The sequence below is a fragment of the Nocardioides ginsengisegetis genome, assembly GCF_014138045.1.
Classification (GTDB): Bacteria; Actinomycetota; Actinomycetes; order Propionibacteriales; family Nocardioidaceae; genus Nocardioides; species Nocardioides ginsengisegetis.
On record NZ_JACGXA010000003.1, the window covers coordinates 316,589 to 337,897 of the forward strand.

Genomic DNA, 21,309 nt, shown 5'->3' on the forward strand with positions numbered 1-21,309 from the left:
GACGCCATCACAGGAGTGACAAGTTGAGTACAGGACATCTCGGGGAATTCGAGGAGTTCGCGCGAGCGCGGACCCCTCAGCTCCACCGCAGCGCGTGGCTGCTGTGTGGGGACCGGCACCTGGCCGAGGACCTCGTGCAGGAGACGCTGGCGAAGGTCTACGTCCGGTGGCACCGCAAGCTCGGTGCGCGGATCGACAACCCCGCGGCGTACGCCCAGACCACGCTCGTGCGGACCTTCCTGAGCGCGCGGCGACGCCGGAGCAGCGGTGAGCTGCCCTGGGCCGAGCTGCCCGAGCACGCGGGTCCTGACGAGTCCGCCGACAGCGACCTCCGGCTCGCCCTCCAGCGTGCGCTGGCCGGGTTGGCCCCGCTGGACCGTGCGGTGCTGGTGCTGCGCTACCTCGAGGACCTCAGTGTCGGCGAGGTCGCGGAGCGGCTCGGGGTCTCCCCGGGCGCGGTGCGCAACCGCAGCATGCGGGCGCTGGAGCGAGTCCGTCCTCTGCTCGACGAGTCACTCTCCGTCACCCGGAAGGACCCAGCATGACTGACCAGAATCCCCGAGACCTCTTCGACCGAGCGACGAACGGGCTGACGTCCGACGTCGACCGGCTCGTCTCCGGAGGCATCGCCCGAGGCCGGCGCGCGCAGCGCCGTCGACGGGCGGGTTCGATGCTCGCCGCGGTGGCCGTGTTCGGCGTCGTCGGCGCCGCGGCGAGCTTCATCCCCCACGCGACCGGCCGCGACGGCACACCGGTCGCCAGCGACCCGACCGTGAGCCCGTCGGCGTCGCCGACGGCCCCCAGCCCGACGACGTCACCGACCGCATCGCCGACGGGGACGGCCAGCTCGTCGCCCGCGGACCCGACGGTGTCGGACCCGCCGCCGTTCGTCGCCGACCACGTCACCGTGACGCCCGAGCAGGTGCCCGTCCTGGTCGAGGAGCAGCTCGGCCGGCAGGGAGCCGGCCCGATCCGGACCGGCCCGTCCTATGGCTCGGCCGGCAGTGCCGACCGGCTCATCGCCCACTTCTCCTGGCAGGGCACGCTCGCGTCCGTGGTCATCGAGCGCTTCCCCGGCGACGGACAGGCGGCCTGCCAGCAGAGCGTCGGCCCGACCGGCGGCACGTGCAGCACCGACGAGGCCGGTCACCCGATGCTGCTCTGGGGGCCCACCCTCGGCGACGGCGTGGAGGCCCAGGGCGCGACGGTGTGGCGTGACGGGTTCGAGGTGGCAGCTCTGTCCTACAACGCGGCCGACGGGAAGAACTCCCCGCCGCTCTTCACCCACCCGCCGCTGACGATGGACGAGCTGACGCTGCTCGCCACGGCCGACGCCTGGTTCAGCTGAGGGCTCTCACTCGACGGCGTGCTCTGCGACCCACTCGACGAGGGGGCGCAGGGTGCGCCAGTCCTCCCGGACCCGGTCGGCGACGGCCGGGTCGTCGAGGTTCTCGAAGCCGTAGGGGCGGCCGACGAAGAGCTGCTTGCGGCGCAGAAGGTCGATGCGCGGGTGGTCGGCGTCGTAGCCGCGGGGTGCGGTCTTGAGCTGCTCACCGCCGACCTCCCAGCCGTCGGCGGCGTACCGGGCGACGAGCCTCTCGAGGACGGGTCCGGACTTGTCGTCGGCCATCGCCTCACGGATGGCGGCCAGGCGCGGGCCGGAGGCCTCGTAGAAGCCGGCGCCGACGCGCAGGCCGCGGGCCGACAGCTCGACGTACCAGCCGGTCGCCGGGCCGGCGCCGACGAACGCGCCCTGGGCGGTCTTGTAGGGCGTCTTGTCCTTGGCGAAGCGGACGTCGCGGAAGGGGCGGAACACCTTCGCGGGACCGAACTCCGGCTCGAGGGCGGCGCAGAGGGCGGTCATCGGCGCCTTCACCGACTCGGCGTAGACGTGCTTGTGCTTCTCCCAGAACGACTTGGTGTTGTCGACCTCGAGGTCGTCGTAGAAGTCGAGTGCGGCGGTGGGGAAGCCCTCGAAGGGGGCCGGCTCGGCAGTCACGCGGCCAGCCTACGGCGGGCGTCGCGTCGAGGTCCGTGCAGGACAGCGGCGGGAGCGAGCCGGGGCGAGGCGATGGCGTACCGCTGCGCCGCCACCGCCTCGCGTCCGGTCGCCGGGTCCCCACGTCCCGACACTGGTGGAACGGTCGAGTCGCGGGGACGTGACGGCGTTGCGGCCAGAAATACGGGGAGATTTCGTCGGCCGCCCGACGAACCTCGCTCAGCCCAGCGGGGTGCTGACCTGCTCGTCGCCGCCCTGGGCGAGCGAGGTGACGGTCATCGTGTCGCCGCCGCAGCGGGGCTCCGCGACGAACGCCTGGCCGCCCTTCGACTCGTAGACCACGTCGAGGCCGGCACCCGGCGTCCAGCGCATGAGCCGGGCGGGGTCGCCGTCCTGCTGCGGGTCGCGGGCGAAGTACGCCGATCCCGCGCACCACACGAGGCTGCCGGACGTGCCCGGTCCGAGGTCGTAGTACTCGTCGCCGGACCGCGCGAAGAAGCGGGCGGTCTCGACGTTGTTCTCCTTGGGCACCACCGACCAGACGGCGCCGTCGTCGGTGACCAGGCCGTCCCAGCCGTGGCAGTCCTCGACGCCCTCGAACGGCGTGGTGGTCGTGCCGTCCAGCGCCACCACGGTCCGGCAGGACGGGTGGCTGTCGTCGAAGGTGAGCAGCGAGTCGCCGGCGGGGGTGATCCGGGCGCCGTTGAAGCCGTGCCGCTTCGGGGCGCACCAGCCGAGCGTGGACTTGCGGGTGGCCAGGTCGACCGACGCGACGCAGTAGCTCTGGCCGTGCACGGTCGCGTGCAGCACGTGCCCTTCGCCCATCGTCCAGGTGCCGCCGACCGTGGTCGGGACGTGGGAGTCGCCGTCGATGGAGAAGGTCTTGCCGGTCGCAAGGTCGGTGACCGTCGCCCGGCTCGGCGCGGTCTCCTTCGTGTCCTCGAACACGACGACCGCCCACTGGTCGTCCAGGAAGGCGTCGGTGACCCGCTCGCCGCTGCTGCCCGAGCCGGACGCCGAGCTCGGGCCCTGCAGATCGGCCTGGCTGCCGGACTTGTTGACGGTCAGCGTCCAGTCGCCGTTGGTGGTGACGGTGGCCTCGGTGGAGCCGCCGACCGGGCTCCAGTCGAGCAGGTCACGGTCGGCCACGACCAGCGCCGGCTCGTCGGCCGTCCCGCCGGCGGGCAGGGCGGGGGTCGCGGGCGGGGTGCCGGGCGAGGTGGACGGGCTGCTCGACGGGCTGCCGCTCGAGGCGGTCGCGTCGGGCTTGCCGGCGAGCGGCTTCTTGTCGTCGGCGGTGCAGCCGGCCAGGGCCAGGGTCGCGGCGAGCAGGGCGGCGGTGGCGGCGTACCGGCGCACGTCAGACCCCGATGTTGTGCTGGAAGTGGGCCTTGTTGGCGCGGTAGCTCTTGTACGCCGTCCGCCACTGGACGCGGTTGATGTAGGGCTCGGAGGGGTCGAAGCGCTGCTGGTTCCACGGCTCGAAGTAGCTGATCAGCGTGGGCTTGTCGCCCTTCTTGTCATAGCCGCGGCCCACCTGGAAGTGCCCGGAGGCGTCGTCGTCGAGGTAGGGGTAGTACTTCTTCAGCAGGATCGGGTGGAGCACGAGCGGGGCGTGGTAGTCGACGATGTGGCGCATGGTCAACAGCATCCACTGGTTGAAGGTCCAGTCGCCGATGTCGAGCACGACGTAGGGGCCGGCGTGGTCCTTGCGGTCCCAGCCGGTGCTGTTGTTGACCACGCGGACCATGTCGCTGATGGCGGTGCCGCCGCTGGTGGTGTTGAGCTGGTCGGCCCAGTAGGCCTGGCCCTTGTCGACGCCCTTCCAGCCCCAGGTGATCATCTGCATCGACGTCGGGCCGCACCAGTAGGTGCGGGTCTGCTCGGCCGTCTGCTTGGTGTCGAGGATGACCCGGCGCGCGGGGTAGTCCTTCTGGGTCTTGGGCTGCGGCTTCGAGGGGCTGGGGCTCGCGGTGGGGCTCGGTGACTTGCTCGGGCTGGGCGAGGACGACGCGCCCTTCGCCGCGACCGGCGCGTCGGCGCGGGCCTCGGGGTGCTGGGCCAGGAAGCCGGCGGGCAGCGGGACGCCCTCGATCTCGTGGCGGAGCAACCACACCTTGGCCACTGAACGGGCGGCCTGGGTGAGCTCCTGCCGCTCGGCGACGGCCCGCGCGGACGGCGACAGCGCCGCGGCCCGGTCCAGGGTGGCCAGCACGTCCAGGTCGCCGGTGGTGGAGCCCCCGGCGGGCCGGGCGGCGATGGTGCGGGCCGCGACGGCCATCCGGGCCTGCACGGTGGCCGGGCTGCTCTCGGTCCAGCCCGAGTGCAGGCAGTAGGTCTGGCCCTGGAAGTCGGCGCAGCGCACCAGCCCGCGCACGAGTGCGTCGGTGGTGGTCTTGCCGGTGATGCGGCCCAGGGTCCGGCCCTGGGCGACGACGCGGTCCACCTCGGCGCGCAGGTCCGCGGTCAGCGGGCCGTAGCCGGTCGCCTCGCCCGGCAGGGCGGCGTACTGCTGCTTCCCGGAGGGGCGCAGCGCGCCCTCGTCACCCCCGCCGCGCGGGATGAAGGGGGTGGCGGCGAGCAGGACGGCGAACGCGCCGATCGCGATCGTGCGGGGGCGGGGCATGGCGACGAACCTCGAGACCGGGGAAGGGGAGGGAGCCTCCCCACTGTCCCCGCTGACCTCACGAGTAGTCAAGCGCAACACCAGTCACAGGCGTGGGGGGCTGGAATGAGCGAAGCCGCGGACCCATCGGGCTCGCGGCTTCGGTGCGGAGCGGATGACGAGACTCGAACTCGCGACATCGACGTTCGGGGGAGCGTCGCGCTCTGGAGCGCGACATTGGTGGGGGGAGGGACTGGAGCGGATGACGAGACTCGAACTCGCGACATCGACGTTCGGGGGAGCGTCGCGCTCTGGAGCGCGACATTGGTGGGGGGAGGGACTGGAGCGGATGACGAGACTCGAACTCGCGACATCGACCTTGGGAAGGTCGCGCTCTACCAACTGAGCTACATCCGCACGCCGGTCGGGACCGGCGGGAGGATGCTACCCCACCTGAGGCGCGTCTCAGTCGAGGGTGGGACGGCCCAGGACGGGGTAGCGCGGGCTGACCCGGTCGCCCGAGGAGCGCCCGGTGAGGCGGCGGTGCACCCAGGGTGCGGCCGACTCGCGGACCCAGGTCACGTGCTCGCGCAGCTGCTCGCCGCGGGGCGGTACGACGACCTCCGCGAGCGGGTGCGCCTCGAGGGCGTGCTCGAGGCCGAGGACGTCGAGCACCTCCGTCGCCATCCGCTGGTGGCCGGCCGGGCCCATGTGCATGCGGTCGGCGTCCCAGTAGCGCCAGTCGCGGTACTCGCGCAGCCGCCAGAAGTCGACGATGTCGGCGCCGTGCCGGTCGGCGGCGGCGCGGACGAGCTCGTTGTAGAGCGCGAACCGGCCGCGCATCGGCCGGTAGATCGCCGAGCCGCCCGGGTCGAAGGCGGTCCACACGAGCACCCGCGCGCCGGTCGCGGCCAGCCGGCCGAGGGCGACGTCGTAGCGGTCGACCAGCCCGTCGATGTCGACCCGCGGCCGGAGGATGTCGTTGGCGCCGGCGTAGATCGTGACCAGGTCCGGCTCGAGGGCGAGGGCCGGCTCGAGCTGCTCGGCCAGGATCCCGTCCAGCTTGCGGCCCCGGATCGCGAGGTTGGCGTAGCCGAAGTCGTCCGTCCGTCCGGCGAGCACCTCGGCCACCCGGTCGGCCCAGCCACGCAGGCCGTTGGGCCGCGTCGGGTCGGGGTCACCGACGCCCTCGGTGAAGGAGTCGCCGAGGGCGACGTAGCGGTGAAACGAGGGAGCGGTCGACATGCTGTTCATTCTCGGGTCTCGGCGGGCTCGGGCACCGAGGGGGTCGGCTAGGGTGCGACCGTGCTGCTGTCAGACCGCGACATCCTGGCCCAGATCGACGCCGGACGGATCGCGATGGACCCGTGGGAACCCGACATGCTGCAGCCGTCGTCGATCGACGTCCGGCTCGACCGGTTCTTCCGCGTCTTCGAGAACCACCGCTACCCGCACATCGACCCCGCGGTCGACCAGTCCGACCTGACGCGCGAGGTCGAGCCGGAGGGTGACGAGCCGTTCATCCTGCACCCGGGCGAGTTCGTGCTGGGATCGACGTACGAGGTCGTGACGCTGCCCGCCGACATCGCCGCCCGGGTCGAGGGCAAGTCGTCACTGGGGCGCCTCGGCCTGCTCACCCACGCCACCGCCGGCTTCGTGGACCCCGGCTTCTCCGGCCACGTGACGCTCGAGCTGGCCAACGTGGCGACGCTGCCGATCAAGCTCTACCCGGGGATGAAGATCGGCCAGTTCTGCTTCTTCCAGCTCACCTCGCCGAGCGAGCACCCCTACGGCTCGGCGAAGTACGGCTCGCGCTACCAGGGCCAGCGTGGCCCGACGCCGTCGCGCTCGTTCCAGAACTTCCACCGCACCACCATCTGACGCCAACGGGTCGTGCTGCTGACGGTGCGCCCTGGCGCACTCCCAGCAGCACGACCCGGTGGCGGGGGTGCGGTGTTCAGTTGTCGATGCGGTCGGCGAACCGGCGCAGCCGCTGGGCGACCTTGTGGCGCGGGGCGACGGACGGGACGCGCGGGCCCGCGGCGCGGGCGACCCGCTCGGCGATCTGGTGGCGAGCCTCGGTCTCGATGAGGAGGTGGGTGTCGTTCATGGCGGTCTCCTGGGTTCACTGGGTGGTGGTGGGCGTGGACGGGTGGGTCAGACCTCGGTCAGGACGATGTCGCCGCTGACGGTCTTGGCGCGGACCTCGACGTGGTCGGCGCCCTCGGCGGGCTCCCCGGCCCCGCGCAGGTTGCTGCGGATCGACCCCGAGATGGTGGAGATGTCGGTCCAGACGGGGACGCCGGCCGGGATGCCGACGTGGACGTCGCTGGAGGCGCCCTTGGCGGTGAAGCGGCCCCGGTGGGCGGTGCCGACCAGGAGGTCGCCGCTGCCGCTGGTGAGGGTGACGTCGTCCTGGGCGTCGACGATCTTGAGGTCGCCGGACCCGGTCTTCACGACGGCCGGGCCGTTGGCGGTGCCGATCTCGACGTCGCCGGAGCCGGTCGATACCGACACGGCGGACGTGGCGTGGCCGACGCTGATCTCGCCGGAGCCGCTCTTGGCCCGCAGCTCGCCGAGCGCCTCGGAGACACGGACGTCGCCGGAGCCGGTCTCGACCGTGGCGGGGCCACCGAGGGTGTCGAGCTGCACCTCGCCGGAGCCGCTCTTGACCCGGGCGGTGCCGACCCGGCCCTCGACGGTGATGTCCGCGCTCCCGGTCTTGACGGCCAGGTCGCTGTCGGTGGGCAGCGTGACGCGTACGTCGATCCGGGCGTCGCCGCTCAGGAAGCCGGTGCGCTGGTGCGGGGCGACGACGCTGATCTCGTCGCCGTCCTGACGGACCTCGACGGAGTCGGCGTCGCGTCCGGTGACGGAGACGAGGGTCTCGGTGGTGTCGGTCGCGGTGATCGTCACGGTGCCCTTGCCGACCTCGACGTACAGGGCGGTGGGGCGGAGGGTCTCGAAGTGGTGCTCGGGCATGTCTGCTCCTGGGTGTGCTCGTCCGCGGGACCAGCCTGGAGGCTGGTCCCCAGTGGGGGCTTGAGTGGGTTTGCTGGGGTGGTCCGGGCTCAGATCCAGCCGGTCATGCGGCGGTTGCCGCGGTTCTTGCCGGAGAACGGGTCGTTGCCGCCGCCGAAGAACGGGATGCTCGAGAGGTCGATGTCGACGTTGATCGCGCCCTCGCGGGTGGCGGCCCGGACGACGTTGACCAGCCAGGTGTTGAGGGAGTGGCCGGACCGGGCCGCGAGCTCCTCCGCCTTGGTCTTGACCGACTCGGGCATCCGGAGGGTGATCCGGGCGACGCCGCCCTCCTCCTCCATCTCCTCGGCGGAGGGGGGCGCCGGCGGGGCCGGCGGGGCGGGGGTGGCCAGCGGCGCGCTCTGCACGACGAAGTCGAGCTCCCGGCCGTTGAGCCGCACGTCGACGCCGCCGCTCGGCATCTCGGCCGTGATCTCGGCCGCCGCCTGGGAGACGGCCTCCATCAGGGCCAGCCGGGCCGACGGGTCGAGGGCGAAGGTGAGGCGCTCGGCGGCCTGGCGGGTCTCCGGGCCGGCGGCCTCTGCGGCGGCGACGAGGTCCCGGCGGAGGCTGTCGATGTACGGCGTGATGTCCATGTGCATCATCCTGACATCATTGTGGTGTCACGTCAAGCATTTCTGACGTCAACTTTGACGTCACGTGCTGGCGGGGTGACGTCACCGCCGGGGCGGGTCTACGGTGGGCAGGCTGTCACCACGGATTCTGGAAGGGCCGCACATGGCTTTCTCGGGCATCACGGCACTCGCGAGCGACACGCTCATCGATGCGAGTCCCGTCGACTACCTCATCGTCTTCATCTACTTCGCGTTCGTGCTCGCCATCGGCTGGATGGCCAGTCGCCGCGTCTCGGACTCCCTCGACTTCTTCCTGTCGGGGCGCTCGCTGCCCGCCTGGGTGACCGGCCTGGCCTTCATCTCCGCCAACCTCGGCGCGGTCGAGATCATGGGCATGTCGGCCAACGGCGCGGAGTTCGGCCTGCCCACGGTCCACTACTTCTGGATCGGCGCGATCCCGGCGATGCTGTTCCTCGGCGTCGTGATGATGCCGTTCTACTACGGCTCGAAGGTCCGGTCGGTGCCGGAGTTCATGCTCCGCCGGTTCGGCCCGGGTGCCCACCTGGTCAACTCGATCTCGTTCGCCGTGGCGCAGCTGCTGATCGCGGGCGTGAACCTCTACCTGCTCGGCAGCATCGTGCACGCCCTGCTCGGCTGGCCGCTCCCGGTCGCCCTGCTGGTCGCGGCGCTGATCGTGCTCTCCTACATCACCCTCGGCGGCCTCAAGGCCGCGATCTACAACGAGGTGCTCCAGTTCTTCGTCATCGTCGCCTCGCTGGCGCCGCTGACGTTCATCGGCCTGCACAAGGTCGGCGGCTGGAGCGGGCTCATGGACAAGGTGGCCCCCGAGAAGGGTGGCGCCACCGTCGACCAGCAGCTCAACTCCTGGCCCGGCCAGGCCCTGTCCGGCTTCGACTCCCCGGTCATCTCGGTGATCGGCATCGTCTTCGGCCTGGGCTTCGTGCTGTCCTTCGGCTACTGGACGACCAACTTCGTCGAGGTCCAGCGCGCGATGGCCTCCGACTCGATCTCCTCGGCCCGCAAGACCCCGGTGATCGGCGCCTTCCCGAAGATGTTCGTCCCGTTCATCACGATCGTGCCCGGCATGATCGCGGCCGTCCTGGTCTCGGAGATGGCCAAGCTCAAGGCCGGCGGCACGGTCCCCGGCGGGTCCTCCGGGGACGGCGTCACCTACAACGACGCGCTGCTCTTCCTGATGCGCGACGTGCTGCCCAACGGTCTCCTCGGCCTGGCGATCACCGGCCTGCTGGCGGCCTTCATGGCCGGCATGGCGGCCAACATCTCGGCGTTCAACACGGTCTTCAGCTACGACCTGTGGGGCGACTACGTCGTCAAGGGCCGCGAGGACGGCTACTACCTGCGGATCGGTCGCTACGCGACCGTGGCGGCGACGGTGGTCGCGATCTTCACGGCCTCGCTGGCCGCGAGCTTCTCCAACATCATGACCTACCTCCAGACGCTGTTCGGGTTCTTCAACGCCCCGCTCTTCGCGACGTTCATCCTCGGCATGTTCTGGAAGCGGATGACCTCCACGGCCGGCTGGGTCGGGCTCGTGTCCGGCACGCTGTCGGCGGTGGCGATCGCCTTCCTGTCCGAGGACGCCTTCGGGTCGGCGTCGACCGGCGTGATCCCCGTGAGCGGCCAGGGCGCGGCGTTCCTCGCCGCCTCGACCGCCTTCGTCGTCGACGTGGCGCTCAGCATCGCGGTCTCGATGGTGACCCAGCCCAAGCCCGCCTCCGAGCTGGTCGGCCTGGTCTACTCCGAGACCCCGGTCGAGCAGCGCACGGACGAGCACGAGGCGTCGTACCCGTGGTTCCGTCGCACCGTCCCGCTCGCCGGCCTCGCCCTCGGCATGGTCATCGTCCTGAACGCCCTGTTCTGAAGGAGGCTCTCCCATGGCTAGTGACAAGAAGACCGCGGGCGCGCTCGACGTCCGCAACATCATCGGCTCGCTGCTCACGATCTACGGCGTGATCCTGCTCGGCATGGGCATCTTCGGCGACACCGAGACCGACAAGACCGGCGGCATCAACGCCAACCTCTGGGCCGGGCTGATCCTGCTCGCGACCGGCGTGGGCTTCCTGGCGTGGGCGCGGCTCAAGCCGGTCGTCGTGCCCGACCAGGTGGAGCACGACGACACGGCTCCCCACATGGGCGGCTGACGGCGCTCGTCAGGGGTGGGCGACGTCCCGCGCGCCCTGCGGCGCCGGGCTGCGTACGACGACCGCGTCGATCGCGCCCCCGCGCGTGTAGAGGTCGACGGAGAACGGGCAGCCCCCGGCCTCGGTCGCCATCACCAGGGCGAGCTCGAGTGCGGGTCGTCGGCCCACCACCTCCGGCCGTCGCACCCCGCACGCATTCGCCGGCGGGACGCCGGTCGTCACGGTGAGCTGGGGCACGGCGTAGCCGCGGCCGTCCAGCTCCACCCGTCGGGTCGCGGCCGTGACCCGGTCGAGGACGGCTGCCCACACGGGCCGGCGGAACAGGACCTCCTGGTCGCGCAGACGCGTGACCGGCGCGCCGTCGAGGAAGACGCGGACCGTCGGGGCGAAGCCCGGCTGGGCGGTGGCCCGTCCGGCGGCGAAGTCGAGGAACTCCCAGGCCCGGGTGCGCTCGCCGAAGTGGACCTCGCACGCGGGGCCCGAGGGGGACGCGGTCAACAGGGTCACCACGTCGTCGCGCTCGACGACGGTGCCGGTCGTCGGGTCGGTGCCGAGGACCCGGTCGGCCGGCTCGCAGGCGGGGGAGTCGGCGAGCCGCACCCTGAGCCCCCGTGCCTCGAGCATCGACTCCGCCTCGTCGGTCGACAGGGCGAACACCGAGGGGACCTGGTCGGCGCCCAGCTTCTCCGGCGGGTCGGGCGGCAGTGACCTGGCCGGGGCACCGTCCGGCTGGAGCAGCGCCGTGAGCCCGGCTACCACCGCGAGTGCAGCCGCCGCGACGACCACGCCGCGGAGACGTCGCGCCGGCGCGGCGGCCACGGGTCGTGGGGGGTCGACCGCGATGGTCTCGCCGGCGAGGCCGAGCACCTGGGCGGCCTCGTCGCTGTCGGCCGCGGGCAGGGCGCCCAGGACGCCGCGGGCCAGGCCCGGCACCTCGCGAGAGCGCACGGACAGCGCGGCCGCAGCGTCACGCGCCCGGAGCCGCGCGAAGTAGAGGAGGACCGCTGCGTCGCGCAGACCGGCCGGGAGTGCGGCCACCGCCTCGCGTGCCGCGAGCGACTCGTCCGAGACGATCCGGTAGGCGTCGAGGGTGTCCACGACCGCGGCGTCGCCCGGGTCGACCTCCCGGTCGGCGCGGACCCGGCCGACGAGGGCCTGCAGCACCACCGGGTCGGGGTCGTCGAGACGCGCGACCTGGCGGGCGCTGTGGTCGAGGGCGTCGGCCACGAGGGCGTGCGCGCGGGCGTTGGAGCGGCCCATCAGCACGGCGGTGCGCACGAGCATCGCGTGCCGAGCGTCGACGTACGTCTGGACGTCCATGGCCCTCCTGTCGCCGCCACGCTATGCCTGCCCCGGATATGCAGCGTGGCGGATCCGGCGCACCAGGTGCGCCGGATCCGCCACGGTGACGGTCCTGCGGCTCTCAGAGGTCGAAGAGCGATCCGGCCTCGTCGATGGCCACGTCGGTCTTCGGCTGGTGGGCCTCACCGCTGCTGGCCGGCTTCGGCTTCTCCGGCTCGGCCTCGGGCTCCACTGCTGCTTCGGGCTCGGGCTCCGGCTCCGCGGATGCCTCGGGCTCCGGCTCGGGCTCGGGCTCGGCGTCCTCGCTCGCGCCGCTGGCGGCGGCGGTCGCGGCGGCGCTGATCGCGGCGCCGGGGCTGAGGTCGCCCTCGGGCTCGGGCTCCTCGGTTGCCTCCGGCTCCGGCTCCGGCTCGGGCTCCGCAGCGGCCTCCGGCTCGGGCTGGGCCTCGACGGGCTCGGCCCTGGTCGGGGCGGCGGCGGGCTCGGGCGCCTCGATGTCGAACAGCGAACCGCCCTCGGGGATCTCGCTGGACGGCGTCGCGGCCGGCGCGGCGGGCGCGGCGGGAGCCTTCGGCTCCTCCGTCGCCGCGGGCTCCGGCTCGGGCTCGGGCTCCGGCTCGGGCTCCTCCGTCGCCTCGGGCTCCGGCTCGGGCTCCGGTTCGGCCTTCGCCTCGGGCTCCGGCTCGGGCTCCGGTTCGGCCTTCGCCTCGGTCGGCTCCGGCTTCGCAGGCGCCGGCGCGGGCTCGGGGGCCTCGAGGTCGAACAGCGAGCCACCCTCCGGGATCTCGGTCGCGGGTGCGGCGGCCGGGGTGCTGGACGTGGCGGCAGGCTCCGGCTCCTCGCTCACCTCGGGCTCGGGCTCGGCGGCTGCCTCAGCCTCGGCTTCAGGCTCAGGCTCGGGCTCTGCCTCGGCCTCCGGCGCGGCCTTGGCCTCGCTCGCGGCCGGCTCCTCGGCGGGGGCGTCGAGGTCGAAGAGCGACCCGGAGCCCAGGGCCGCCTCGGCGGCCGGCTTCGCCTTCGGTGCAGCCTCGGTCTCCGCAGCCTCGGTCTCGGCAGCCGCGGGCTCCGGGGTCGCGGGCTCGGCCTCCGGGGTCTCGGGGGCGTCCGGGGTGTCGAGGTCGAACAGCGAGCCGCCGGACGATGCGGGCTTGGCCGCCTTCGCCTCCTCCGTGACGGGCTTCTCCGCATCGGCGGTGGCCGGCTTGTCCTCGGCCGGCGCCTCCGTGGCGTCCTCGGCGGGGGTGTCGAAGAGCGACGAGCCGCCGCTGGCCTTGGCCGCGGGTCCCGCGTCCGCGGTCTCGGTGACGGTCTCCTCGGTCTGGGTCGCGTCGCCTGCCTCGGGCTCGGCCTTCTTCGCGGCCGGGGCCGGGGCCTCGCCGGGCTTGGCCTTGGTGGCGACCTCGCCCTTGACCGAGGCGAGCAGCATCTGCGCGACGTCGAGGACCTCGACCTCCTCGCGGGCCTCGCCCTTGGCCTGCTGGGCGGTCAGGCCGTCGGAGAGCATCACGCGGCAGAACGGGCAGCCCACGGCGATCTGGTCGGCGCCGGTGCCGACGGCCTCGACGGTGCGGTTGACGTTGATCCGCTCGCCGATGTTCTCCTCCATCCACATGCGGGCACCACCGGCGCCGCAGCAGAAGGACTTCTCGGAGTTGCGCTCCATCTCGACGAACTCGGCGCCGGGCAGGACCTGGAGCAGCTCGCGCGGCGGGGTGTAGACGCCGTTGTGGCGGCCGATGTAGCAGGGGTCGTGGTAGGTGATCGAGCGCTTGTGGGCGCCCTCACCGCTGGTGACCGGGGTCAGCTTGCCCTCGCGCACGAGCCGGTTGAGCAGCTGCGTGTGGTGCACGACCTCGAGCTCGACCCCGAACTCCTTGTACTCGTTCTTGAGCGTGTTGAAGCAGTGGGCGCAGGTCGAGACGACCTTCTTGACCTTGTACTCCTTGAACGTCTCGACGTTCTGCTGGGCCAGGCCCTGGAAGACGAACTCGTTGCCGGCGCGGCGGGCCGGGTCGCCGGTGCAGGTCTCGCCGTTGCCCAGGACGCCGAAGGAGACGCCTGCGATGTCGAGCAGCTCGGCCACCGCGCGCGTGGTCTTCTTCGCCCGGTCCTCGTAGGCGCCGGCGCAGCCGACCCAGAACAGCCAGTCGACCTCGTCCAGCGACTCGATGGTCTCGCCGACGACCTTCACCTCGAAGTCGAGGCCCTTGGCCCAGTCCATGCGCGCCGAGGGCGACATGTTCCACGGGTTGCCCTTGTTCTCCAGGCCCTTGAAGAGGCCGTTGAGCTCGGCGGGGAAGTTGGACTCGACCAGGATCGCGTAGCGGCGCATGTCGACGATGTGGTCGACGTGCTCGATGTCGACGGGGCACTGCTGGACGCAGGCGCCGCACGAGGTGCAGGACCACAGCACGTCGGGGTCGATCACGCCGTACATCGACTCGTCACCGATGAGCGGCCGCTCGACCTCCTGGGTCAGGGTGTCGTTGCCCTCGAGGAGCGCGGGGCGCGCGTCCTCGTCGGCCTGGAGGTACGGCGCCTTCGCGTAGGCGTGGTCGCGCAGCGCGGTGATGAGGAGCTTGGGGGAGAGCGGCTTCTCGGTGTTCCAGGCCGGGCACTGCGACTGGCAGCGGCCGCACTCGGTGCACGAGGTGAAGTCGAGGATGCCCTTCCAGCTGAAGTCCTCGACGGAGCCGACGCCGAGCACGGAGTCCTCGTCGAGATCGTCGATGTCGTCGAGGGTGATCGCCTTGCCGGCCGAGGTCAGCGGCTTGAGGCCACCCAGCGCGGTGGTCGCGCCGTCGGTGTCGCGGCCCGCGGACTCGCGCTTGAACCAGATGTTGAAGAAGGCCAGGAAGCGGTGCCAGGCGACACCCATCGTGAGGTTGACCGAGATCGTGATCATCCAGATGAAGGAGATGAGGATCTTCAGCATCGACACGAAGTAGATCGCGTTCTTCAGCGAGCCCTCGGACATGCCGGAGAACGCCTCGCCCAGCCAGAACGTCAGCGGGTAGTGGAACGCCGTCGAGTCGCTCTCGAGGGCGTACTCCAGGCCGCGCAGGGTGACGATGCAGAGGCCGACACCGAGGATGACCGACTCGACGAAGTAGGCCTGCCACATGGTCGAGCCGTAGAACCGGCCGTCGGTGCCGCGGGTGCGCTCCTTGGGCCGGGAGACGCGGTAGCCGATGAACGCGCAGATCGCCACGATCATCACGAGCGTCACGAACTCGGTGAGCCACTCCCAGAGGAAGAAGTGGCCGATCAGCGGCAGCGCGAACTCGGCGTGGAAGAGCTGGCCGAAGGCCGTGACCAGGGTGAAGAACAGCAGCCCGAAGCCGATGAAGATGAACCAGTGGCCCGCGCCGACCCAGTGCCACTGGAGCATCCGGGTGTGGAGCAACGACTCCTTCAGCAAGGTCACGGTGCGCTTGCCGGGGTTGTCGCTGCGCGAGGCCGGCTGCCCGACCTTGATGACCCCGATCATCGAGCGGATCGCCCGCACGAAGAAGACGATGCCGACGACGGCGATCGCGAGGGAGACGACAATGGCGAAGATCTGCATGGGACTACTGCTCCTCGTCGGGGCGGGCACGCCGGTCCGGCACGCGTGTCGCGAGCCTAGGGCTGCCACAGGTTCTGCGTCAGCGGTGGACCTCTGTGAGACAGATCCTACCGGCAGGTAACTTCGCGTGGCACGCCGCGTTCGTCACCCGGGAACGCCGACGGCGGCCGGTCCCCGAGGACCGGCCGCCGTCAGCGGTGCTGGGGTGGATCAGTTGACCGAGACCGCCGACCAGGCAGCCTTGACCGCCGCGACCTGGGTCGAGGTGGCGCCGTACAGGTCGGTGGCCGCGTTGACGTTCGCGACGCGGGCACCGGCGTAGTTGGTGCTCGAGGTCATGTAGACCGTCAGGGCGCGGTACCAGATCTTGGCGGCGGCGTCGCGGCCGATGCCGGTGATCGTGGAGCCGTTGCACGTCGGGCTGTTGTAGGCGATGCCGTTGATCGTCTTCGCGCCGCTGCCCTCGGACAGCAGGTAGAAGTAGTGGTTGGCGGGACCCGAGGAGTAGTGCACGTCGACGCGCTTGGTCGCGGTGCTCCAGCAGTCCTGGCTGCCACCGTCCATCGACGGCTTGTCCATCCGGCGGATGTAGTTGGTCGCCGGGTTGTAGGCGCGGTAGATCTGCTCGCCGATGACGTAGTCGGGGGTGTCCCCGGCCATGTTGGCGTACCACTCGACCATCGTGCCGAAGATGTCGGAGTTGGCCTCGTTCAGGCCGCCCGACTCACCGCGGTAGGTCAGGCCGGCGGTGCGGCTGGTGACGCCGTGGCTCATCTCGTGGCCGGCCACGTCCAGCGCGACCAGCGGGTAGGTGGTGGCGTCGCCGTCGCCGTAGCGCATGCAGAAGCACGAGTCGCTCCACGACGCGTTGACGTAGGCGCCGTCGTGGACGAAGGAGCGTGCGCCCTTGCCGTCGTTGGCGATGCCGTTCCGGCCGTACGTGTTCTTGTAGAAGTCCCACGTCTTCGCGATGCCGTAGTGCGCGTCCACGCCGGCGGTCTGGGCGTTGCTCGTGGAGCCGTTGCCCCACACGTTGTCGGCGTCGGTGAACAGCGGGGTGCTGGTGCCGTAGGGGCCGTTGTACGTCGCGTTGCCGCCGCGGCTGGCGTCGACCATCGTGTACTGGCCGCCCGTGAGGGTCGTCTCCAGCGGAACGGTGCCGGTGAAGAGGCCGGTGCCGGTGCCGGTGTCCTCGAGGACCGAGGGCCAGCTCGCCAGGACGCCGCCCTTGCGGGCGTCGACGAAGACGTACTCGCCGGCGGGGGAGCCGTCGGCGTTGCGGCCGGTGACGTCGACGCGCCAGGCCAGCGCCGGGGCGCGGTGCGCCGCGAGGACGACCAGCTCCGGGCTGGACTTGCGGCCGGCGAAGTCGACCGCGTGGGCCGCCTTCGTCGCGGCGCGCTGGGCCGAGACGGTCGGCGTGGTCGCGAGGTGGAGCCCCTGCGTGAGCTTCGAGCCGCTGACCGACTCGAAGCGGCCGCCCTGCGCCTGGTGGACGACGAAGTCGCCGCCGACGACCTCCAGGCCGCGGAAGGTGCGGGTGAAGCGGACGTGGCTGCCGCCGTCCTTGTCGAGGACGGTGTCCTTGACCCGGAGGTCCTGGCCGCGGCCGACGCCGGCGTGCTGCTCGGCGTTGCTGCGGGCCGAGGCGATGCTGTCGCCGCGGACGTCGTGGGTGGTGTCGGCTGCCTGAGAATTGCCTGCCGTCGCGACCAGGGCTGCGGAGACGCAGCCGAGGGCGAGGGCAGAAGCCAGCGTGGGCTTCATGCACGAGCTCCCTGGGGGTGTGGTGGGGGCGCCGGAGATGTTGCGGTCCGACTGGGGGGTGAGCGGATTCCATCCGGACCTCACCCCCGCCACAAGAGGAACTGGCGTGCAGAAACGTGCAGTGCACAAAGGTGAGGCAGGCGGACCCCTCCGCTCTCACCCGATGGGGTGTGGTCAGCCCACCCGCCGCAACGCGGTCACCTCACCCGCCCGGTCGAACGTCACCTGCATGCGTACGTCGTCGTCCTGGCCGGTCCGGGCGCAGAACGTGTAGTGGTCGCCGAGCCGGGTGTAGGGCTGGCCGACGGTCTCCATGACGGCCCGGGTCGACATGCCGTCGTGGATGCGGCCCTCGACGACGCGCACCGGCTGCCGCAGCTCGGGGTTGCGGCAGGAGTCCGGGGCGATGCCCGTGGCCCGCTCCCACATCTGCAGGTAGGCCTCGGCGCCGCGGGACATGTCCTCGAGGATGGCCGCGCCGTCACCCGGCTTGCTGGTGCCGGCGACCTTGGTCAGGTCCTGGATCCAGTCGGGGTAGAGGCCGTACTGCGCGACGCCGTCGGCGTTGATGTCGTAGACCCGCTTGCCGGCGTGCTGCTGCCGGACGGTCACGCCGCCCATGCCGGTGAAGGGGTAGGTGACCGGGTCGGCGACGTCGGTGCCGCGCGGGTCGCCCTGTGCGCCGAGGCCGTTCATGTCCGCGCCGTAGCCGATGCCCCAGTAGTAGCGGTGGTCCGCCCAGCCGACGTGCTCGCGCCACTTGGCCACGAAGCCGGTGGAGTCGCCGGCGTACGGCGTGATGAAGCCGCCCGCCCTGTAGATCCGCGGGTAGGCGTCCGGGGTGGACCAGGAGTGCGACGACACGATGCCGGGGTACTTCATGGCCTCGATCTCGTCGAGCGCCGAGTTGCGGGCCTTCACGCTCATGTGGTCGGGGTCGAAGATCATGTGGCGCTGGGCGAGGGCCTTGATGGTGTGCTCGCCGAGCGTGGTCAGGCCGCGGCTGTTGCAGTGGTCCGGCGGCGGGTAGATCGGCAGCGCGCCCAGGTTGAGCGACCCGAACAGCTCGCCCACGGCTCCGAACAGCGCGTCCTGCTGGCCGGCCGAGATGTCCGGCGCGGCGACCTGGTTGTGGTCGTGGGCCTCGGGGTCGGCGGGCTCGCAGTGCTGCATGTCCCAGTAGGAGCCGGTCTCCATGAAGTTGGCGGAGTTCACGACCGCGCCGACCTCGCCGTTGTCGCCGGCGATGCCGGACAGCGCGTTGTCGAACTTGTTGACCAGCTCCATCTGGCGCACGCCCATCGCGCGGACCTGGTCGAGCTGCTTGTCGATCGAGGCGATGTCGCAGGCCGGGACGTCGCCACCGGGCAGGTGCTTGTAGGTGCAGCCGAACGGGCGGCTCGTCTCGATGCCCATGATCACCGCCATCTTCCCGGCGTTGATGACCTTGCGGGCCTGGAAGGGGTTGGTGACGATCCGGTAGAAGCCCTTGCCGGGGCCACCGAACTGGGCGTCGATGTAGTCCTGCATCTTGTACATGTCCTTCGCCTGGAGGCGGATGGAGTCCATGTCGTCGCAGGAGTTGTGCTTGATCGGGTAGATCTGGCACAGCTGGTTGTTCTCGACCAGCAGGTTGACGAAGATGCGCTGGCCGCCGCGCCACGAGCGCTCCAGCCAGCGGTAGTAGGTGCCCTCGTGGGTCAGCGACTCCGGCGCCGGCCAGTCCTTGAACGTCGGCCAGCCGACCGGGTCGTGGCTGGGGCGGCCGGACAGGGCCGCCTCGAGCACCGAGCCGTAGCCGCCGGTGTAGGTGTGGTCCGGGCAGTCGACCAGGGCGTACGGCGCGCCGTACTTGTCCCAGGGCTTGCCGCAGTGGACGTCGCCGCCGAGGAACTCGAAGGCCATGCCGTGGGTGTGCGCGTCGACGTACCCCCGCACCTCCTGGTACGGCGTGACGCCCGCGGTCGGGTCGCCGTCGATGTCGATCTGGGCCTCGGGGTAGGCCGTGCAGCCGGTGGTGCGGGTCAGCAGGAAGTCGGACGTGCCGCCCTGCTTCAGCGCGGTCTTGCCGCTGGTGAAGGTGATCCGGTCACCGTGCTGGACGGCCTTCCACTCGGTGTCCGTGCTGGGCGCGTCGGCCTTGCCGCCGGCGGCGCTGACGAACTTCCGGGCCTTGTCGTAGAGGAGGTAGGTGCCGAGCTTCGTCGGCTTGAAGAAGAGCGGCTCGCTGTCGGGGGTGAGGCTGTAGCAGCCGTTGGCCATCGCGTAGCGCGTCTCCGGGTGGAGGGCGCGCGGCGCCATGACCGGCGTGGTCGTCAGCCGCGGGTCGGCGGTCTGCCGCTCGGCCGCGACGTAGGCCGCGTTGGCCTTCTTCTCCGCGGCGGTCGTCGGGTCCTGGGTCTCCGGACCCGTGTCGCTCGCCCGGGAGAGGGAGTTCTTGGTGGCGGGATCGTTGTGGTTGTGCGGCGCGGCCCCCGGCGGGTCGGTGTGCGGCAGCGCCTCGAGCACGGCCGCCTTGGTCGCGTCGTACTTCGCGAGGAGGGTCCCGCCGCGGCTCCCGTAGGAGGGGATCGCGACGGCCGACGCCACCAGGACGGCGGCGAGGGTGCCCGACCAGACGAGTCGGCGCACGGGCCGTCGATCGGGGTGCTGGGGGGAGTTTCGGCGCACGGTGGTTCCTTCCCGCTGAGCTGCGTGGACCGTTCAACGAGCGGGGGACCGCGACGTCACCCTCGCGAAGGTGGCACGCGTCGCAGGCGCTGTCTAGGTTGCTCCGGTGACGTCCCGCGAGCACGCCCTCGAGTCCGCACGCCGCCTGGTCGCCGAGCGCTTCCCCGACGCGACCGCGGCCTGGTTGTCCGGCAGCGTCGTGCTGGGCGGCGCGACGTCGACGTCGGACCTGGACATCACCGTCCTGCAGGCGTCGGGCGGTGCCCACCGCGAGTCCCTGCAGTACGACGGGTGGCCGGTCGAGCTGTTCGTGCACACCGCCGACTCGGTCCGGCACTACGTCGCCAAGGACCGCGACCGGCGCCGGCCGACCATGGCGCGGCTCGTCTCCGGCGGCGAGATGCTCCTGGACGTCGACGGGTCGGGGGCGGCCCTGGTCGCGGAGTGCACCGCCGCGGTCGCGGCCGGGCCGCCCGCGCTGGAGGGGTCCGCGCTCGAGCTGGCGCGCTATGGGCTCACCGACCTGCTCGACGACCTCGTCGGCGGCGGCCCGCCCGCGATCATGGCCGCGGTGGCGGTGGAGGTGTGGCGCGAGGCGACCGAGCTGCTGCTGGCGGTCGAGGGCCGTTGGTCGGGCACCGGCAAGTGGCTGGTCCGCGAGCTCGAGGCGCACGATGCCGTCGCGGGATCGACGTACGCCCCGCGGCTGCTGGCCGCACTGCGGGCGGCACTGGACGGCGACCCGGGTCCGCTGGTCGTCGTGGCCGACGAGGTCCTCGACCTGGCCGGCGGACGCCTGTGGGCGGGCTTCCGGCTCGGCGGTGACGCGCCGGTCAGTCCGGCGTCCCCCCGATCCGGCGGGTGAGGCCGGCGGCCGTGCGCCGCACGTGCTCGACGATCCGGGCCGGCTCGGGGTCGGTGATGGCGTCGACGGGGTAGGTCACCGCGACCCCGGCGACGGGATGCCCGTTGTGGTCGAGCACCGCTGCGGCGACGCTGGCGAGACCCGGCGTGACCTCGCCGTCCTCGGTCGCGTAGCCGCGCTGCCGGGTCTCCGACAGCAGCGTGCGCAGGCCGCTGAGCGTGCGGGGGCCGAGCCCGTGCCGGTCCACGAAGTCCCGCGGCGAGGAGTAGAGAGCCCGCACCTGCGGGGCGGGCAGCGCGGCCAGGATCGCCCGGCCGCTGGCCGTGAGCTGGGCCGGCAGCCGGACCCCCACGTCGGTGACGAGCGGCGGCCGTCCGGGCGCCCGCTCCTCCAGGACGTAGAGGACGTCGCGACCGTGCAGCACCGCGAGGTGCGCGGACTGGTGGACCCGGTCGACGAGGTCGGCGAGCGGCCGGCGGGCGATCCGCTGGAGCGGCTCCTGCCGGGCGTAGCCGCTCCCCACCTCGAAGGCCGCGAGCCCGAGGCCGTAGCGGTGCTCCTCGACCAGGTGCACGACGAAGCCCTCCTCCACCATGGCGCGCAGCAGGTGGTACGCCGTGGAGCGCGGCAGGTCGCAGGCCCGCATGATCCGGTCCAGCGGCACCGGGTCGGGCTGGCTGGCCAGGAACCGGAGGACCCGCAGGGTGCGGGTCGCGGCGGGCACCTGGCTCATGGGCCCGAGGCTAGTGCCCGC

18 protein-coding genes and 1 tRNA gene are annotated in these 21,309 nt (G+C 71.9%); 6 read left to right on the forward strand and 13 right to left on the reverse strand.

The annotated features are described in order from the left end of the window. Positions 1 to 23 precede the first annotated feature (23 nt). Both FB382_RS21020 and FB382_RS21025 read left to right on the forward strand, forming a co-directional pair. Positions 24 to 545, forward strand: a complete 522-nt coding sequence (locus FB382_RS21020) for a SigE family RNA polymerase sigma factor (protein WP_182541907.1) — start codon at positions 24 to 26, stop codon at positions 543 to 545. Further along, positions 542 to 1,348 (forward strand): hypothetical protein, encoded by an 807-nt coding sequence (locus FB382_RS21025; protein ID WP_182541908.1) that lies wholly within the window; start codon positions 542 to 544, stop codon positions 1,346 to 1,348. Before FB382_RS21020 ends, FB382_RS21025 begins: the two co-directional genes overlap by 4 nt. A gap of 6 nt (positions 1,349 to 1,354) precedes the next feature. On the opposite strand, the gene FB382_RS21030 is transcribed toward FB382_RS21025, so the two are convergent. From FB382_RS21030 to FB382_RS21050, 5 genes are all read right to left on the reverse strand, one after another. Further along, a complete protein-coding gene (locus FB382_RS21030) occupies positions 1,355 to 1,999 on the reverse strand; it encodes a TIGR02453 family protein (RefSeq protein WP_182541909.1) in 645 nt (214 codons plus the stop codon). A 219-nt stretch (positions 2,000 to 2,218) separates the two neighbouring features. Further along, entirely contained in the window at positions 2,219 to 3,358 is a 1,140-nt protein-coding gene (locus tag FB382_RS21035) for a hypothetical protein (RefSeq protein WP_182541910.1), read from the reverse strand. Between the two features lies 1 nt (position 3,359). Further along, positions 3,360 to 4,625, reverse strand: coding sequence for a C39 family peptidase (locus FB382_RS21040; RefSeq protein WP_182541911.1), 1,266 nt, complete (start codon positions 4,623 to 4,625; stop codon positions 3,360 to 3,362). Positions 4,626 to 4,945: 320 nt separating this feature from the next. Beyond that, positions 4,946 to 5,021 (reverse strand) — tRNA-Gly (locus FB382_RS21045). Positions 5,022 to 5,069: 48 nt separating this feature from the next. Continuing rightward, positions 5,070 to 5,849 carry an SGNH/GDSL hydrolase family protein gene (locus FB382_RS21050; RefSeq protein WP_182541912.1) on the reverse strand — a complete coding sequence of 260 codons (780 nt, stop codon included), beginning with the start codon at positions 5,847 to 5,849 and terminating at the stop codon, positions 5,070 to 5,072. Between the two features lie 60 nt (positions 5,850 to 5,909). Here FB382_RS21050 and dcd point away from each other — a divergent pair, with 60 nt between their 5' ends. Beyond that, positions 5,910 to 6,485: a dCTP deaminase gene (dcd, locus tag FB382_RS21055; protein ID WP_182541913.1), complete on the forward strand. Its 576-nt coding sequence runs from the start codon at positions 5,910 to 5,912 to the stop codon at positions 6,483 to 6,485. A gap of 76 nt (positions 6,486 to 6,561) precedes the next feature. On the opposite strand, the gene FB382_RS21060 is transcribed toward dcd, so the two are convergent. The 3 genes from FB382_RS21060 to FB382_RS21070 form a co-directional block, all read right to left on the reverse strand. Next, positions 6,562 to 6,714 (reverse strand): hypothetical protein, encoded by a 153-nt coding sequence (locus tag FB382_RS21060; RefSeq protein WP_182541914.1) that lies wholly within the window; start codon positions 6,712 to 6,714, stop codon positions 6,562 to 6,564. A 47-nt stretch (positions 6,715 to 6,761) separates the two neighbouring features. Then, positions 6,762 to 7,586 (reverse strand): DUF4097 family beta strand repeat-containing protein, encoded by an 825-nt coding sequence (locus FB382_RS21065; protein WP_182541915.1) that lies wholly within the window; start codon positions 7,584 to 7,586, stop codon positions 6,762 to 6,764. Positions 7,587 to 7,675: 89 nt separating this feature from the next. After that, positions 7,676 to 8,221, reverse strand: coding sequence for a pilus assembly protein HicB (locus tag FB382_RS21070; protein ID WP_246378511.1), 546 nt, complete (start codon positions 8,219 to 8,221; stop codon positions 7,676 to 7,678). A 142-nt stretch (positions 8,222 to 8,363) separates the two neighbouring features. On the opposite strand from FB382_RS21070, the gene FB382_RS21075 reads away from it, so the two are divergent. Both FB382_RS21075 and FB382_RS21080 read left to right on the forward strand, forming a co-directional pair. Then, a complete protein-coding gene (locus tag FB382_RS21075; RefSeq protein ID WP_182541917.1) occupies positions 8,364 to 10,103 on the forward strand; it encodes a sodium:solute symporter family protein in 1,740 nt (579 codons plus the stop codon). A gap of 13 nt (positions 10,104 to 10,116) precedes the next feature. Continuing rightward, positions 10,117 to 10,383, forward strand: a complete 267-nt coding sequence (locus FB382_RS21080) for a hypothetical protein (RefSeq protein ID WP_182541918.1) — start codon at positions 10,117 to 10,119, stop codon at positions 10,381 to 10,383. Between the two features lie 9 nt (positions 10,384 to 10,392). On the opposite strand, the gene FB382_RS21085 is transcribed toward FB382_RS21080, so the two are convergent. From FB382_RS21085 to FB382_RS21100, 4 genes are all read right to left on the reverse strand, one after another. Continuing rightward, complete coding sequence (locus FB382_RS21085; protein WP_182541919.1) at positions 10,393 to 11,703, reverse strand: PASTA domain-containing protein; 1,311 nt, start codon at positions 11,701 to 11,703, stop codon at positions 10,393 to 10,395. Positions 11,704 to 11,806: 103 nt separating this feature from the next. Further along, positions 11,807 to 15,253: a (Fe-S)-binding protein gene (locus FB382_RS21090; protein ID WP_182541920.1), complete on the reverse strand. Its 3,447-nt coding sequence runs from the start codon at positions 15,251 to 15,253 to the stop codon at positions 11,807 to 11,809. A 210-nt stretch (positions 15,254 to 15,463) separates the two neighbouring features. Further along, entirely contained in the window at positions 15,464 to 17,020 is a 1,557-nt protein-coding gene (locus tag FB382_RS21095; RefSeq protein WP_182541921.1) for a M4 family metallopeptidase, read from the reverse strand. A 174-nt stretch (positions 17,021 to 17,194) separates the two neighbouring features. Beyond that, positions 17,195 to 19,690: an amidohydrolase family protein gene (locus FB382_RS21100; RefSeq protein WP_182541922.1), complete on the reverse strand. Its 2,496-nt coding sequence runs from the start codon at positions 19,688 to 19,690 to the stop codon at positions 17,195 to 17,197. A gap of 106 nt (positions 19,691 to 19,796) precedes the next feature. Between FB382_RS21100 and FB382_RS21105 the strand changes: the two genes are divergently transcribed. Next, complete coding sequence (locus tag FB382_RS21105) at positions 19,797 to 20,555, forward strand: nucleotidyltransferase domain-containing protein (protein WP_182541923.1); 759 nt, start codon at positions 19,797 to 19,799, stop codon at positions 20,553 to 20,555. On the opposite strand, the gene FB382_RS21110 is transcribed toward FB382_RS21105, so the two are convergent. Further along, positions 20,524 to 21,288 carry an IclR family transcriptional regulator gene (locus FB382_RS21110; protein ID WP_182541924.1) on the reverse strand — a complete coding sequence of 255 codons (765 nt, stop codon included), beginning with the start codon at positions 21,286 to 21,288 and terminating at the stop codon, positions 20,524 to 20,526. The genes FB382_RS21105 and FB382_RS21110 overlap by 32 nt on opposite strands. Positions 21,289 to 21,309: the final 21 nt, after the last annotated feature.